Origin of the sequence: Microbacterium sp. NPDC077184, assembly GCF_040687055.1 — a bacterium.
Lineage (GTDB): Bacteria > Actinomycetota > Actinomycetes > Actinomycetales > Microbacteriaceae > Microbacterium.
Genome location: NZ_JBFBMM010000007.1, coordinates 179,026 through 194,218, shown reverse-complemented (window position 1 = coordinate 194,218; position 15,193 = coordinate 179,026). Strand labels below are relative to the sequence as shown.

Annotated in this window: 16 protein-coding genes; 7 read left to right on the top strand and 9 right to left on the bottom strand. The window is 70.5% G+C overall.

Translation table 11 applies throughout. From position 1 onward, the window contains the following. Nucleotides 1–402 precede the first annotated feature (402 nt). Together AB0O93_RS13610 and AB0O93_RS13605 are read left to right on the top strand one after the other, a co-directional pair. Entirely contained in the window at nt 403–765 is a 363-nt protein-coding gene (locus AB0O93_RS13610; RefSeq protein ID WP_363344219.1) for a metalloregulator ArsR/SmtB family transcription factor, read from the top strand. 1 nt (nt 766) lies between these two features. After that, nucleotides 767–1,747, top strand: a complete 981-nt coding sequence (locus AB0O93_RS13605) for an SRPBCC family protein (RefSeq protein ID WP_363344217.1) — start codon at nt 767–769, stop codon at nt 1,745–1,747. Between the two features lie 6 nt (nt 1,748–1,753). Here AB0O93_RS13605 and sufU read toward each other — a convergent pair whose 3' ends face one another. Both sufU and AB0O93_RS13595 read right to left on the bottom strand, forming a co-directional pair. Further along, on the bottom strand, nt 1,754–2,224 hold the full coding sequence (gene sufU / locus AB0O93_RS13600) for a Fe-S cluster assembly sulfur transfer protein SufU (protein ID WP_363344215.1): 471 nt from the start codon (nt 2,222–2,224) through the stop codon (nt 1,754–1,756). After that, nucleotides 2,221–3,504: a SufS family cysteine desulfurase gene (locus AB0O93_RS13595; RefSeq protein ID WP_363344213.1), complete on the bottom strand. Its 1,284-nt coding sequence runs from the start codon at nt 3,502–3,504 to the stop codon at nt 2,221–2,223. The genes sufU and AB0O93_RS13595 overlap by 4 nt, the downstream gene beginning before the upstream one ends. Nucleotides 3,505–3,558: 54 nt before the next feature. Between AB0O93_RS13595 and AB0O93_RS13590 the strand changes: the two genes are divergently transcribed. After that, on the top strand, nt 3,559–4,692 hold the full coding sequence (locus AB0O93_RS13590; RefSeq protein WP_363344211.1) for a VanZ family protein: 1,134 nt from the start codon (nt 3,559–3,561) through the stop codon (nt 4,690–4,692). Here AB0O93_RS13590 and AB0O93_RS13585 read toward each other — a convergent pair. Genes AB0O93_RS13585 through AB0O93_RS13575 form a run of 3 tightly spaced genes read right to left on the bottom strand, consistent with a single transcriptional unit; the run spans nt 4,631 to nt 8,621 of the window. Then, entirely contained in the window at nt 4,631–5,854 is a 1,224-nt protein-coding gene (locus AB0O93_RS13585) for an amidohydrolase (RefSeq protein WP_363344209.1), read from the bottom strand. The two genes, AB0O93_RS13590 and AB0O93_RS13585, sit on opposite strands and share 62 nt — an antisense overlap. 10 nt (nt 5,855–5,864) lie before the next feature. Beyond that, complete coding sequence (locus tag AB0O93_RS13580) at nt 5,865–6,893, bottom strand: LacI family DNA-binding transcriptional regulator (protein ID WP_363344207.1); 1,029 nt, start codon at nt 6,891–6,893, stop codon at nt 5,865–5,867. A 33-nt stretch (nt 6,894–6,926) separates the two neighbouring features. Then, a complete protein-coding gene (locus tag AB0O93_RS13575; RefSeq protein ID WP_363344205.1) occupies nt 6,927–8,621 on the bottom strand; it encodes a glycoside hydrolase family 13 protein in 1,695 nt (564 codons plus the stop codon). Nucleotides 8,622–8,706: 85 nt separating this feature from the next. On the opposite strand from AB0O93_RS13575, the gene AB0O93_RS13570 reads away from it, so the two are divergent. Beyond that, nucleotides 8,707–9,225, top strand: coding sequence for an adenine phosphoribosyltransferase (locus tag AB0O93_RS13570; protein WP_363344203.1), 519 nt, complete (start codon nt 8,707–8,709; stop codon nt 9,223–9,225). A gap of 60 nt (nt 9,226–9,285) precedes the next feature. After that, the gene (locus tag AB0O93_RS13565; protein WP_363344201.1) at nt 9,286–10,089 is read left to right on the top strand and encodes a MerR family transcriptional regulator; all 804 of its coding nucleotides are present in this window, start codon (nt 9,286–9,288) and stop codon (nt 10,087–10,089) included. Nucleotides 10,090–10,138: 49 nt separating this feature from the next. Here AB0O93_RS13565 and pucL read toward each other — a convergent pair whose 3' ends face one another. The 4 genes from pucL to AB0O93_RS13545 are packed head-to-tail and all read right to left on the bottom strand — an operon-like array spanning nt 10,139 to nt 12,552. Then, nucleotides 10,139–11,056, bottom strand: a complete 918-nt coding sequence (gene pucL, locus AB0O93_RS13560; protein WP_363344199.1) for a factor-independent urate hydroxylase — start codon at nt 11,054–11,056, stop codon at nt 10,139–10,141. A 1-nt stretch (nt 11,057) separates the two neighbouring features. Continuing rightward, on the bottom strand, nt 11,058–11,402 hold the full coding sequence (gene uraH / locus AB0O93_RS13555; RefSeq protein ID WP_363344197.1) for a hydroxyisourate hydrolase: 345 nt from the start codon (nt 11,400–11,402) through the stop codon (nt 11,058–11,060). Further along, a complete protein-coding gene (uraD, locus tag AB0O93_RS13550; protein ID WP_363344195.1) occupies nt 11,399–11,896 on the bottom strand; it encodes a 2-oxo-4-hydroxy-4-carboxy-5-ureidoimidazoline decarboxylase in 498 nt (165 codons plus the stop codon). The genes uraH and uraD overlap by 4 nt, the downstream gene beginning before the upstream one ends. 53 nt (nt 11,897–11,949) lie before the next feature. Further along, complete coding sequence (locus tag AB0O93_RS13545) at nt 11,950–12,552, bottom strand: helix-turn-helix domain-containing protein (RefSeq protein WP_363344193.1); 603 nt, start codon at nt 12,550–12,552, stop codon at nt 11,950–11,952. A 180-nt stretch (nt 12,553–12,732) separates the two neighbouring features. On the opposite strand from AB0O93_RS13545, the gene AB0O93_RS13540 reads away from it, so the two are divergent. Further along, on the top strand, nt 12,733–14,403 hold the full coding sequence (locus AB0O93_RS13540) for an NCS1 family nucleobase:cation symporter-1 (protein WP_363344191.1): 1,671 nt from the start codon (nt 12,733–12,735) through the stop codon (nt 14,401–14,403). After that, nucleotides 14,400–15,131 carry an aspartate/glutamate racemase family protein gene (locus AB0O93_RS13535; protein ID WP_363344189.1) on the top strand — a complete coding sequence of 244 codons (732 nt, stop codon included), beginning with the start codon at nt 14,400–14,402 and terminating at the stop codon, nt 15,129–15,131. Before AB0O93_RS13540 ends, AB0O93_RS13535 begins: the two co-directional genes overlap by 4 nt. Nucleotides 15,132–15,193: the final 62 nt, after the last annotated feature.

Below are 15,193 nucleotides of genomic sequence, written 5' to 3'. Positions count from 1 at the left end.
GATCGGTACTCATCTTGACCACGCACGATGGCTCGCCAGCGTCAACGACACCAACGACTCCGCCGAAAACTCCACCACCACCCGGGACGTCACCCGCGTCAGACTGGTGATATCTGTGTATGAACGTTGATGAGCAGGGGTGTGGATAACGCATCGCCAGCTCGTAGACGAAGCGCAGGACAGGCGATGATCAGCGTGGACACCGCGGCGGTGACCACGACCTCAATTCCGCCGACCAGACATCTAACGTCTTTGCCGTAGCGATCGCTGCCGCTCTTTCACTGCATCTAGTGCAATGACAAGTCGCACCAGTGCAACGAAAGGGCGATAAGTGCAACGAGAAGACGTTCCCGACAACGCACCTCTTGACGCTCCGCCCGTCCGGGCGTAACGTGCAACCAAATGGTTGTACAAAGTGAGCTGACCGATGCCGAGATCGACCGTGTCTTCCAGGCCCTGGCCGCGGCCACGCGCCGCGACATCCTGCGGCGCACGATCGCGGATGAATGCTCCGTCTCCGTGCTCGCCCGCGACTACGACATGTCGTTCGCGGCCGTGCAGAAGCACATCGCCGTGCTCGAGGCGGCGGGACTGGTCATCAAGCGGGCGGAGGGGCGCGAGCGGCTCGTGCGCGCCGATCCGGCGATGATCGCCCGCGCACGAGCCCTGCTCGACCGCTACGAAGCGCTGTGGCGCGCGCGCATCGACCGACTCGATGCGCTGCTGGCCTCGGCATCCGACGAAGAACAGACCGAAGGAGAGTGACATGCCCGTCACCGACATCACCACCGACCCCGACGCCCTCACCATGACCCTCACCGCGGAGTTCGCCGCGCCCGTCGAACGCCTGTGGGCGGCGTTCACCGACCCGCGCCAGCTCGACCGCTTCTGGGGTCCTCCGGGGTGGCCCGCCACCTTCACTGCGTTCGACCTGAGCATCGGCGGCCGCGCCGAGTATCAGATGACGAGCCCGCAGGGCGAGGTGTCGCGCGGCGGCTGGGAGTTCCTCACCATCGAGGCCCCGCACCGCTTCGACGTGCTCGATTCGTTCCTCAACGGCGACGGAGAGGTGCTCGAGGGAACCCCGACGATGCGCGTGGAGTTCCACTTCGCCGCCACCGAGGCGGGGTCGACGCTCACCAACATCACCTACTTCGACTCGCTCGAAGCCCTCGAGCAGGTCGTCGAGTTCGGCGCCGTCGAGGGCTCGCGCCTCGCGATCAACCAGCTCGACCTGGTGCTCGCCGGCCTCCGCGCCTTCGCGCAGGGGAAGGGCACGCAGACCGAGCTGCTCGATGACACCCACGTCCGCATCACGCGCCTCGTGGAGGGCCCGATCGATCTCGTGTGGCGGGCGCACACGGAGCCCGAGCTGGTGAAGAAGTGGATGCTGGGGCCCGACGGCTGGCGGATGTCGGTGTGCGAGATGGACCCGACGCCCGGCGGACGCTACCGCTACGAGTGGGAGCCGATCGAGGGCGCGGAGGGCGAGGCGTTCGGGTTCGACGGCGAGACGCTGGTGTCCGAGCCGCCGCGCCGAGCGGTGACGACCGAGCACATGACCGGCACCGACTATCCGCCCACCCTCAACGACCTCACGCTCTACGAGGAGGACGGCGCCACCCTCATCACCGTGCTGATCGAATACCCCGACCGCGAGACGCGCGACATGGTGCTCGCGACCGGGATGACCGATGGCATGGAGACCTCCTACGCCCGCCTGGAGCGCGAGGTGATCGCGGCCTGAGCGAGGTCAGGCGCGCTCGAGGGCGTCCTCGAGCGCGACCCACGCGAGCATCGCGCACTTCACACGCGCGGTGAACTTCGACACCCCCGACAGGGCGGCGGCGTCGGCGAAGATCTCCTCGTCGAGCGGAACGGTGCCGCGCGAGCGCAGCGCGGTGCGGAATCCCTCGATGCGGGCGTCGACATCGGCGCGCGGCATCCCGTCGCCGTCGGCCTCCTCGCCGAGCTCGTCCACGAGAGCGGACAGCATGGATGCCGAAGCCTGAGAGATCGAGCAGCCGGCGCCCTCCCACGTCACGTCGAGAACGCGCTCGCCGTCGTCGCTCACTCGGACGCGGAGGGTGATCTCGTCGCCGCAGACGGGGTTCCGCTGGATCGAGGTCGCGGTGCGACCGGTCTCCTCCGCGAGCTCCTTGCCGTGCGGGCGCTTGGAGTGGTCGAGGATGAGCTCCTGGTACAGGGATTCGAGGCCGTTCATTCGTCCGCTCCGAAGTAGTCGCGCACCGCGGCGACGCCCTCGAGCAGCGCCGTGATGTCGTCGTCCGTGGTGAAGACCGACGCGGATGCCCGCACGGAGGCGGTCAGTCCGAGTCGGCGGTGCAGGGGTTTGGCGCAGTGATGCCCGACGCGGACGGCGATGCCGCGCGCGTCGAGGAACTGTCCCACGTCGTGCGCGTGGACGCCGATGACGTCGAAGGAGGCGAGTCCCACGCGTTCGACGCCCTCGGCGTCGCCGAGGACCCGCACGCCGGGGATCTCGCGCAGCCCCGCGATCATGCGGTTCCCGAGCTCCTGCTCGCGCGCGTGGACGGCGCGCATGTCGAGCCCCTCGAGGTAGCGGACCGCCGCGGCGAGCCCCACCGCCTGCGAGACCGGCTGGGTCCCGGCTTCGAACTTCAGCGGCGCGGGCAGGTACTCGGCCGACTCGATCGTGACGTCGGTGATCATCGACCCGCCGGTGAGGAAGGGCGGGAGGGCCTCGAGGATCTCGCTCCGCCCGTAGAGCGCGCCGATCCCATAGGGGCCGAGCAGCTTGTGGCCCGAGAAGGCCGCGAGGTCGACGCCGAGGGCGGGGAGGTCCACCGGCAGGTGGGGCGCCGACTGGCAGGCGTCGAGCACGGTGAGCGCTCCGACCTCGCGGGCGAGGGCGACGAGCTCGCCGACGGGGGAGACGATCCCCGACACGTTCGAGACGTGCGTGAAGGCCACGATCCGCGTCCGCTCGGAGATGACGGATGCCGCGTGGCCGAGGTCGAGGGTGGCGTCGTCGTGCACGCGGATCGCGCGGATGACCGCACCGGTGCGCGCGGCGAGCTCCTGCCAGGGGATGAGGTTCGCGTGGTGCTCGGCCTCGGTGACGACGATCTCGTCTCCCGGCGCAAGGGCGAACCGGGCGCTCGCGGGGGCGCCGCGGCCGGCGGTGGCGTTGCCGATCGCGTAGGCGACGAGGTTGATCGCCGCCGTCGCTCCGCTCGTCCAGACGAGGTCGTCGGATGCGGCACCGACGAAGCCGGCGACGGTCGCCCGGGCATCCTCGAACAGCTCGGTGGCCTCGGCGGCGAGGGTGTGCGCGCCGCGGTGGACGGCGGAGTTGTTCCGGGTGAGGAAGTCGATCTCGGCATCCAGCACCACGCGCGGCTTCTGCGCGGTCGCGCCGGAATCGAGGTAGATCAGCGGCTGGCCGTTGAGCGTCTCGCCGAGGATCGGGAAGTCCGCCCGGATGGCGGCGAGATCGAGCACGGACGCGGGGGAAGTCATCCTCCCAGGCTACGCTTCCCCGCGTCGTCCCGGGTGAGCTGGAAAGCTGGCCTCATGGACGACCAGATCACCCTCGGCATCCTCGCGATCGTGCTCGGCACCCTCGTCGGCGTGGTGCTCTTCGTCCCCTTCGTCGCGATCAGCTACCGGCGCCGCGGCGGACTGTCTCTCGGGCGGTCCCTCCTGTGGGCCGCGGCGCTGGTGTACTTCCTCGCGATCTGGACGTACACCCTCCTCCCGCTCCCGGATCCCGACGCGATCCGCTGCGTGGGGACGAACCTCGACCCTCTCGCCCTCGTCGACGACGTCCGTACCGCCGTGGGGCGGTTGGACAACCCCTGGCTCGACCCCCTGACCTTGCAGCTGCTGCTCAACGTGCTGCTGTTCGTGCCGCTCGGGTTCTTCCTGCGCGTCCTGGGCGGTCGCGGCATCCTCACCGCGCTCCTCGTGGGCTTCGGCCTCTCCGCGTTCATCGAGACGACCCAGCTCACGGGCGTGTGGGGTCTCTACCCCTGCGCGTACCGCGTCTTCGACGTCGACGACATGCTCACCAACACCACGGGCGCCGTCGTCGGCTCGATCCTGTCGCTGGTCGTGCCGCGCCGGCATCGCGGGATGCCGCAGGCGCCGGATGCCGATCAGCCGCGACCGGTCACGCGTGGGCGTCGCGTCATCGCCATGCTCTGCGACGTCCTCGGCATCACCCTGGCCGTCTCCGTGGTCGGAACCGCCACGCAGCTGTGGCTGCAGTTCGTCGTCGGCGACCGGCAGGCGGTGCTCGACGGACAGATCGCGGATGCGCTCTCCAGCATCGTGCCGCCGATCGCGTGGCTCGTCGTGATCCTCGTCACCGGCCGCTCGGTCGGCGACCTGGCCGTGCAGCTGCGGTACCGCGGCGGCCCGCTCCCCGCTCCGCTCGCGCGCGTGCTCCGCTGGGCGGGGGGTGTCAGCGGGTGGGTGCTCCTGGGCTACCTGCCCGGGTGGGGGCAGCTCGGGGCGCTGCTGATCGCCGGCGTGAGCATCGTGCTGGTGTTCACGACCGCGCGCGGGCGCGGCCTCCCCGGCATCCTGAGCGGTATGCGGCTCGAGGACGCCCGGGAGGACGGTGCGGTTCAGGGCGAGGGCGTCAGCCCCGCGCGCCCAGGAACTCCCGCGCCGCCACGACGAGGTTCTCGACACCCCGACTGAGCGTCGGCTGCAGCACCGGGGCGAAGAACGGCGAGTGGTTGGTCGGGATGTCGCGCTCGATCGTGCCCGCCTCGGTTGCCGCGCGGAACGCCGCCGGGTCGACGCCGCCCCAGAACCAGAACACCAGAGGAACGCCGGCCTCGCGGGCGAACCACGACACGTCCTCGCTGCCGGTGAACATGCCCGGGTCGATGACGGTGCCCGCCCCGAAGGCGGTGTCGAAGGCGTGGGAGAGCCGCGTGGTCGCCTCGTCGTCGTTGATCGTCGGCGGCAGGGAGTGATCGATCGCGATCACCGGCTCCTGCTCGGCACCGGAGGCCTGCGCCTCGGCGCGGACGATCCGCTCGACCTTCTGCATGACCTTCGCGCGCGCCTCGTCGTCGGGGTAGCGCAGGCTCAGTTCGAGCTTCGCCTCGGCGGGGATGATGTTGTTCTTCAGGCCCGCATGGATCGAACCGACCGTGACGACCGCGACGTCGCGCGGGTCGACCTCGCGCGAGACGATCGTCTGCAGACGCATGACGGTCGCCGCCGCCATGACGACGGGGTCGATCGTGGCGTGCGGACGCGAGCCGTGCCCGCCCCGGCCGTGGAGGGTGACGGTGAGGCCGTCGGAGGCGGCCATCTGGGTGCCGCTGCGCACCCCGATCGTGCCGGCGGGGAGCGGCGTGACGTGCTGCCCGAGCACGATGTCGGGGCGGGGGAAGCGGTCGAGGACGCCGTCGGCGATCATCGCCTGCGAGCCCGCGCCGTACTCCTCGGCGGGCTGGAAGACGGCGACGATCGTCCCGGACCACGCGTCCTTCGTCGCCACGAGACGCTCGAGGGCCCCGATGAGGGACGCGACGTGCATGTCGTGCCCGCACGCGTGCATCACCGGGACGTCGAGCCCGGCCGGGTCGACGCCGCGCGCCGTGCTGGCGTAGGCGAGGCCCGTGCGCTCCTCGACCGGCAGGCCGTCCATGTCGGCGCGGAGCCACACGACGGGGCCGTCGCCGTTGCGGATGATCGCGGCGATGCCGGTGCGGCCGATCCCCTCTTCGTACTCGATGCCGAGCTGGGCGAGGAGTCCGGTGACGACTCCCGCGGTGCGGGTCTCCTGGAAGGACAGTTCCGGATGCCGGTGCAGGTCGGTGTAGAGCGCTTCGAGGTCGATCGTCATGACCTCGAGCCTATCCGCGCGACTCCGAGGGCCGGGCGGTGGATCCGCGGACGATCAGTTCGAACGGCAGGGCGCCCGGCTCGTGCTGAGGGGTCGGGGCCGCGGGATCGTCGATGTCCTCCAGCAGCGCGGCCACCGCGCGTTCCCCCTGCGCGCGGGGGAACTGGTCGACGGTGGTCAGGCGGAAGAACTCGCCCAGCTCGTGGCCGTCGATGCCGCTGATCGACAGGTCTTCGGGGACGCGGTATCCGAGTTCGCGCGCGGCGAGGATCGCACCGATCGCCATCTCGTCGGACGCGGCGAAGACCGCCGTGGGCCGGTTTCCCGGCCGTCCGAGGAGCTGCTTGGCGGCGCGGAAGCCGCCCTCGATGGTGAAGTCGGCCGGTTCGTAGAGGTGCGGCGAGGCGGGGATCCCGGCATCCGCCAGCGCCTGCTCGAACCCCTGGCGTCGCCGCGTGGGGATGTGGAAGTCGATGTCGAACTGCGGGTTCGCGCCGATGTGCGCGATCTCGCGGTGCCCGAGCGCGAGGAGATGCTCGGTCGCGAGCCGCGCGACGGCGACGTCGTCGACGGTGAGGGTGGGCAGGCGCGAGCTCGGGCCGCCGATGGCGATGACGGGCAGGTCGAGTTCGCGCAGGTGCTCGGTCTCCTCCTCGCCGAGCTCGATCGAGATCGCGATGACGCCGTCGACGCGCTGACGGCGGAGGAAGGTGTCGAAGATGTCGCGGCGCTCGGCGCGGTCGTCGGTGAGGCTGTACAGCGTGATGTCGTAGCCTCGACGCATCAGCGCCGAGGCGATGCCCGCGAGCACCGTGCTGAAGAACCACCGGTCGAGGTAGGGCACGAGCACGCCGATGTTGCGGGTGCGCCCCGAGGCCAGGCTCGACGCGGACGCCGAGACGACGTAGCCGAGGCTCTTCGCCGCATTCTCCACGCGCCCGCGGGTGGGGAGGGAGACGTTCCCGCGCCCGCTCAGCGCGCGCGAGACCGTCGCCGTGGAGACCCCGGCGAGCCGGGCGACCTCATCGATGCTGACCACGTCGTCACCTTCTTCCGGGGCGCTGCGCCCCGATCAGTCCTGCGCCAGCCACACCGCCGTGTCGCCGGGGAGCGTGCCGTCGCCGAGCGGACCGGAGGCCACGACCACGCGTCCCACGGGGAGCGGAACGGCGGTGCTCCCGGTGTTGGCGATGACCGTGAGGTCACCGGTGCGGAAGGCGAGGACGTCCGCCTCGTCCGCGGCGCTCGGGACGTCGATCCACGCGAGGTCGTTGGCGCCGAGGCCGTAGGCGGCGCGCTGGGCGATCAGCGTCCGGTAGAGCGACAGGGTGGAGTCGGCATCCGCGGACTGCACGTCGCGGGCGAGCGTCGCCCACTCGGCGGGCTGCGGCAGCCAGCTCTCGCCCGACGGGCTGAAGCCGTAGGCGGCGCCGTCGGAGGTCCACGGGATCGGCACGCGGCAGCCGTCGCGGCCGTAGCGCTCGCCGTTCGTGCGGAACCACGTGGGATCCTGACGCGCGTCGCCGGGGATGTCGATGACCTCGGGGAGGCCGAGCTCTTCGCCCTGGTAGAGGTACGCCGAGCCCGGGAGCGCCAGCATCACCGTGGTCGCCGCACGGGCGCGGGCGAGGCCCACCTCGGGGATCGGCTGCCCGGGGGAGTCCGGTCCGATGCCGTGACCCTGCGGGTTCTCGGCACTGAGCGCGAGGCGCGAGGCGTGACGGACGACGTCGTGGTTCGACAGCACCCACGTGCTCGGGGCGCCGACGGCGGAGTAGGCCGCGATGGAGCGGTCGACGACGGCGCGGAGGGCCGCGGCGTCCCAGCCGGTCTCGAGGTAGGCGAAGTTGAACGCCTGGTGCATCTCGTCGGGGCGGACCCACTCGGCGGTGCGCTCGGGGGTGGGCAGCCACGCCTCGGCGCAGAGGGCCCGGTCGCCGTCGTACTCGGCGAGGAGGGCGTGCCAGTCGCGGTAGACCTCGTGCACGCCGTCCTGGCCCCAGTACGGAACGTCCGCCTCATCGCCGCCCATCGAGCCGCCCTCGGGGGAGGGGGTGTAGTCGGGGAGTCCGTCGGCCTTGATGAGGCCGTGCGCGACGTCGACGCGGAAGCCGTCGACTCCGCGGTCGAGCCAGAAGCGCAGGATACGGCGGAACTCCTCGCGGACCTCCTCGTTGGTCCAGTCGAAGTCGGGCTGCGAGGTGTCGAAGAGGTGCAGGTACCACTGGCCGGGCGTGCCGTCGGCCTCGGTGACACGCGTCCAGGCGGGACCGCCGAAGACGGAGTCCCAGTTGTTCGGGGGCAGCTCGCCGTTCTCGCCGCGGCCGTCGCGGAACATGTAGCGCGCGCGCTCGCGGCTGCCGGGGGCGGCGGCGAGGGCCTGCTGGAACCACTCGTGCTGGTCGGAGGAGTGGTTGGGGACGAGGTCGACGATGATCCGGATGTCGCGGGCGTGGGCCTCGGCGAGCATGACGTCGAAGTCGTCGAGGGTGCCGAAGATCGGGTCGACGTCGCAGTAGTCGGAGACGTCGTAGCCGGCGTCCTTCTGGGGTGAGCGCTGGAACGGGCTCAGCCAGATCGCGTCGATGCCGAGGTCTTCGAGGTCGGCGAGGTGGGCGGTGACGCCGCGGAGGTCGCCGATGCCGTCGCCGGAGCTGTCGGCGAACGAGCGGGGGTAGATCTGGTAGATCACGGCGGTGCGCCACCACTCGGCCCCGGGGCGCGAGGCGGCGGTCTCGGTGAGGACGGCGGACTGGGGGGAAGTCATTCGCCCAGGGTACTGCAAGCGCTTACATCGTGCGGAGGAGCGGCCTGAGGAGTTCCCCAGGATCACCTCGGGCTACGGTGGGCGGGTGGATGCCGCCCCTCTCGCACGCGCCGAATCGCTGATCCGCTCGATCCCCGACTACCCCGAGCCGGGCATCGTCTTCCGCGACATCACGCCGCTCCTCGCGGATGCCGCCGCCCTCGGCGACGTCATCGATGCGCTCATCGCGCCCTTCGCCGGGCGCTTCGACGTGGTCGCCGGCATCGAGGCGCGCGGATTCCTCCTGGCCGGCGCCATCGCCACGCGCGCCGAGGTGGGTCTCGTCCCGATCCGGAAGGCCGGGAAGCTGCCTCGGCCCGCGGCATCCGTCTCCTATGCCCTCGAGTACGCCACCGCGACGATCGAGGCGCACGACGACCTGCCCGAGGGGGCGCGCGTGCTGCTCGTGGACGACGTGCTCGCCACCGGCGGGACGCTCGTCGCGGGCCACCAGATCGTCCGCTCGCTCGGCGGCGAGGTCGTGGGGTCGGCCGTGCTGCTGGAGATCGCCGCGCTCGGCGGCCGCACCGCCACCGGCGACGTGCACGCGGTCTTCACCGTCTGAGATCGCGCGCGAGGGTGGTCTTGACCCTCACACGGTGTCAGGCTCTCTCCTGGGATCACCATGTTGAGTATCGGAGAGTTCGCCCGGCTGGCCGGCGTATCGGTGCGGATGCTGCGTCATTACGACCAGCTCGGCCTGCTGCGTCCGGAGCGGGTCGATCCGCACAGCGGCTACCGCCGGTACGCCGCGGCCCAGCTCGAACGCGCCAATCAGCTCGTCGCCTTGAAAGACCTCGGGTTCACCCTCGATCAGGTCGGTGTGCTGCTGGACGACGGGTTGGATGCCGCAGCGCTGACGCAGCTGCTGCGTGCGCGTCGCGACGCGCTGCGCGCGCAGATCGACGCGGATCGGGATCGGCTGCGGTCGGTCGAGGCGAGGCTCCGGAGTATCGAGAAGGAGAACCCCATGTCGGAATTCGTCGAGACCGCCCTGCCGGAGCTGCACCTGGTGCAGCTGTCGGCCCGGATCACGGAGATGGCCGAGATCGAGGACGAGATCGGGCCGATGTTCCAGCGCGTCGCCGCGGCGCTGGACGCCGCGGGCGCCACGCGCGTCGGACCCGGAGTGGCGACCTACACGGTCGAGGGCGACGGGATGATCGCCGCCGCCGCGGAGCAGATCGGTGACGCCCCGACCCCGGTCGGGTTGGAGGCGGTGACGGTCGCCGCCGCGCCTCGCGCCCTGACGACGCGGTATCGGGGCGCCGATCTCTCCGGCATCCAGCAGGCGTGGCAGGAGCTCGTGACCGAGAGCGAGGCCCGAGGGCTCACCGCCGCGGGGACGGCGCGCGAGGTCTACCTGTCCACGCCGATGGACACGCCGGGGGCCGCGTGGGAGGTCGATCTGCAGCAGCCGGTGCGCTGACGCCGTCGGCGCGCCCGCGCCCGCGCCCGCGCCCGCGCCCGACCGTGGCTCAGACGAACTGCGGGATGTCGAGCCACGCCTCGGGGGCGGGCGCGGCGCCGTCGCGGGCGATCGTCCCCTCGATGAGCCCGTACGGGCGGTCGGCCGCGTAGAAGACCTCGTTGGGGTTGTCGAGGCCGAACGGGGAGAGGTCGTAGACGAAGTGGTGCTTGTTCGGCATCGCGAAGCGCACCTCGGCGATCTCGGGCCGCGCCTCGATGACCGCCTTCCCCATGGCGAACAGGGTCTGCTGCAGGGCGAGCGAATGCACCGACGCGAAGACCTCGAGCATGACGTCGACCACCTCGGTGTACAGGGCGTTGTAGTCGATGCCGGCGGCCACCGCGTCGGGGAGGAAGCGCCAGCGTCCCGTGACGGAGGTCGCCATGATCCGGTCGTCGGTCTCGACGAGGGTCGTGTACCGGTCACGCGGAAACCCGGTGAACGCCGATCCGCTGGACTTCAGCACCGTCAGGTCACGGATGCCGCCGATGACGTGGGTGGCACCGTCGGCCTTCTGGACCGCGGCGAGGCGCGTGGCCTGTCCGCGCCGGACGAAGGAGTGGTCGTGCGGGCGGCCGCCGGCGGTGATGCGCTCCCACTCGTACTGCTCGGCCTGCCAGAGCCCGCCCTCGACCCAGTCGAATTCGGTGACGAAGTGGTTCCCCAGGGCCAGCAAGTACTCCTCCGGCGAGGGGATGCCGACCTCCTTCGCGAACGCGAACGCGGTGTTCTTCTGGGTGTCGGTGGCCACGATCAGGGAGTTGTCGCCGGTGAGGAACGAGTCCGAGAACGCCTGGCCGCGCAGCTGCGACGTCACGTTCAGGTCGACGATCTCGTGGCGGGGCGTGTCCCGGTAGATGCGCACCACGCGGTTCTCGGCCTTGCCGTACTTGTTGGCGCCGAGGCTCACGGTCACATCGGTCATCTCAGCTCCCTCGGTAGGTGGAATAGGCGAACGGGCTCAGCAGCAGCGGCACGTGGAGGTGCCCGTCGCCCGCGACGGTGAAGGTGACGATCGCCGCGGGGTAGAACGTCTCGACCTCGCGGGCGGCGAAGTAGGCGCCCGTGGCGAAGGTCAGGGTGTGCACGCCGTCCTCGAGCCGGTCGGGGCCGAGCGCGAGGCGCCCGTCGGCATCCGTGACGCCCTCGGCGATCGCGGTGACGGCGCCGCTGCCGTCGTCGGACTCGGCGACGCGGGCGAGGGTGATGCCGACACCGACGGCGGGGCGACCGGTCGCGGCGTCGAGGACGTGGGTGGTGAGGTGGCTCATGGCTCGATCATGCCCCGCAGGCGAAGGATCGCGATCTCGCCGAGCTGGCCGAGCGCCTCGTGCGCTTCGGCGTCGTCGTCGCCCGCGAGGCGGCGCTCGAGCTCGGCGCGCATCTCCTCCGGGGAGCGGCCGGCGGCGCGGATGAGGAACACGCGCCCGAAGCGCTGCTCGTACGCGGCGTTCCCGGAGGCGATCGCGGCGGCCACGTCGCTCTCCGCGGTGCGCATGCTCGACTGCTCGCGGGCGGATGCCGTCGCCTCCGCCCCCTCGCCGGTGGCGCGTTCCCCGATCCGGGGGTGGTGCGCGAGGGCGCGGTCGAGGTCGTCCCGGGTCCACGTCGCGGCGAGGGCCTCCGCGCGGTCGGCGAGGGCATCCACCGACGGGTAGGGGCGCCCGGCGACGACGTCGTCCACCCAGCGGGGGATCGCCGCCCACACCGAGACGACGGATGCCGCGGTCTCGGCATCCGTCGCGTTGAAGTCGTGCAGGAGCATGCCCCGACGTTAGGCCCCGTCGCGTTTCGATCGCATTACGAAGTCGGCGCGCGTCACCGGTCCGCGTGGACGATGAGCCACTGGGCGACCGCGTCGACGGCGCCGGTGTTGTGGATGCGATGCGGACGCGAGCAGGGGAAGCTGATCGCGTCGCCGGCGCGCAGGACGACACGCTCGTCGTCGAAGTCGATCGTCAGTTCGCCCGAGATCATCGTGCCGACCTCGTAGCCGTCGTGGCGGAACAGATCCTTCTCCGCGTGGGCGCTGGCGCCCGGCGGGTAGACCGACTCGAAGTAGTCGACCCCGGGGGTGCGGCCGGGCGACAGGCGCCGGAAGAGCACGCCGCTCTCGAGGCGCACGCTCGAGGCGTGCTCCGCCCGCTGCAGGGCGAATCCGCCGATCGTGGATTCGACCTCGGCGACGACGTCCGCCTGCGCGTCGAAGACCGAGGCGAGGGGGACGCCCAGCGCGTCGGTGATCGCGATCAGGCGGGACACGCTCGGCTGGAGCTTCCCCCGCTCGATCTGCGAGACGGCGCTCGGGGAGATGCCGAGCGCCGTCGCGAGCGCTCGGGCCGGCATCCCCTGCTGCTCCCGAAGCTCACGGATGCGGGCGCCGACGTCGGCGTCGCGGGGTGTCACCACGGCGTCCGGCATGCCCGCATCCTATCCACGGAAGCGAGTGAATGAAGCTCCGACTTCACACAGCTGTTACACGCGGGAAACCATTCGCCGGTTGTGAAGCAATAACTTCACATCAGCACCACCAGGCCGCGGACTCCACGTCGCAGGTCCCCGCCCGCTCCGGGCATCCGCTCCTCACCTGGAAGGTTTCCCATGACCGAGATCGCCCCGCCTCCGGGCGGACCCCGCATCACGACCCACACCGCGCCCCAGGACCTCGTCGAGGCCGCCGGGCACCCGGTGGGATCGGGCAACATGAAGCCCGAGTACGACGTCCGCCTCGCCAACGAGGACCTCGCGCCGCTGAAGAAGCAGAAGTGGTCCTGGTACAACATCTTCGCTTTCTGGATGTCGGACGTGCACTCCGTCGGCGGTTACGTCACCGCCGGCTCGCTGTTCGCCCTCGGCATCGCCGCCTGGCAGGTGCTCGTTGCGCTCGTCGTGGGCATCGTCATCGTGCAGGTCTTCACCAATCTCGTGGCCAAGCCCAGTCAGAAGACCGGCGTTCCCTATCCCGTCGTCAACCGCGCGATCTTCGGCATCAAGGGCGCGAACGTGCCGGCCATCATCCGCGGCATCATCGCGATCGCCTGGTACGGGGTGCAGACCTTCCTCGCGGCACAGTCCCTGAACATCATTTTCCTGAAGTTCATCCCCGGAAGCGCCGCGCTGCTGGACTACAGCTTCCTGGGGCTCTCGGCGCTCGGCTGGATCTCGTACGGCATCCTCTGGGTGGCGCAGGTCGCGCTGTTCTGGAACGGAATGGAGGTGATCCGCCGCTTCATCGACTGGGCAGGCCCCGCGGTGTACGTCGTGATGATCATCCTCGCCGTCTACCTCGTCTCGCAGGCCGGGTGGGAGAACATCTCCTTCGACCTCTCCGATCCGAACACCCCGGATGTCGGCTTCTGGGGCGGCATCGGCCTCATGTTCATGGCGATCGGCATCGTGGTGTCGTACTTCTCGGGCCCGATGCTGAACTTCGGCGACTTCGCCCGATACGGTCGCAGCTTCGCCGCCGTGAAGAAGGGCAACTTCTGGGGTCTGCCGGTGAACTTCCTCTTCTTCTCTCTGCTGACCGTCATCACCGCCTCGGCGACGGTTCCGGTCTTCGGCGAGCTCATCACCGACCCGATCCACACGGTCGAGCGCATCGACACCCCGTTCGCGATCCTCCTCGGCGGTCTCACCTTCGTCACCGCGACGGTCGGCATCAACATCGTGGCCAACTTCATCGCGCCCGCGTTCGACTTCTCCAACGTCGCTCCGAACAAGATCTCGTGGCGGATGGGCGGCATGATCGCCGCCGTCGGATCGGTGTTCCTCCTGCCGTGGAACTGGTACTCCAACGCCACCGCCATCCACTACTCGCTCGGTGTGCTCGCCGCGCTCATCGGCCCGCTGTTCGGCATCCTGATCGCCGGCTACTACATCGCCGCGCACCAGCGCATCAAGACCGACGAGATGTTCTCGATGTCCGAGACCGGCGCCTACTGGTACCGCAAGGGCTACAACCCCAACGGCATCAAGGCGCTGCTGTGGGCCGGGATCCCGACCATCGCGCTGGCGGTCTTCCCGAAGATGATCGCCGACATGGGCGGATTCGACCTCTCCTGGATCGGCAACTTCACCTGGTTCATCGGGTGCGGTCTCGGCTTCGGCCTGTTCGTCCTGTTCGAGCGGCTCGACCCCCGCGTCCCCTCCTTCGCCGGCGAGACCGAGGGCATCTCGGACGGCGTGCGCGACGGTGCCGCTGCGACGACGGACGCCGAGCCGCCCGCGATCTCGACCGAAGTGCCGATCGTCACGGAGCCGCGGGCGTGAAGATCACCCTGCTCAACCCCAACACCTCCCGGGCGATGACCGAGAAGATCGCCGCCACCGCCCGGGAGGTCGCGGGCCCCGACGTCGAGGTGCGCGCGGTCTGCCCCGACGTCGGACCCGCTGCCATCGAGAGTCACCTCGACGAGGTGCGCGCGGCTGCGGCGGTGGTCGCCCTGATCGAGGCGGATCTCCTCCTCGGCGGCAGCGACGCCTACATCGTCGCGTGCTTCGGCGACCCCGGACTCGACGCCGCCCGCGAGCTGGTCTCGGTTCCCGTGGTCGGGATCGCCGAGGCAGCGATGCATGTCGCGGCGGTGTCCGGGCGCTCCTTCGGGGTGGTGACGACCCTCAGCCGCACCCTCGGTCGCGCGGCGGATCTCATCCACCGGTACGGGATGGAGCGCGCGTGCGTGTCGCTCGCCGGTTCCGGCATCCGTGTTCTGGATCTGGAGGAGACCACCTCGAACGCGACGTCCACCATCGCGGGTCTGGCCGCGGACGCCGTGACCGCCGGTGCCGACGTCGTGGTGCTGGGGTGCGCGGGCATGACCGATCTCTGTCGGACGCTCTCGGCGCGGCTCGGGGTGCCCGTCGTCGACGGCGTCGCGGCGGCGGTGGGACTGGCGGCCGGCATGGTGCGGATGGGCGTCGGCACGAGCAAGCGCGACGAGTACGCGTTCCCCCACGCCCCCGCTCCTATCCGCTCACTTGTCGCCTCTTGTGGGTGACGCGGCGCCGCACCCGCAACAGGAGACAAGTGAACAGAATGTTGGTGTGGGTAACACGCGGG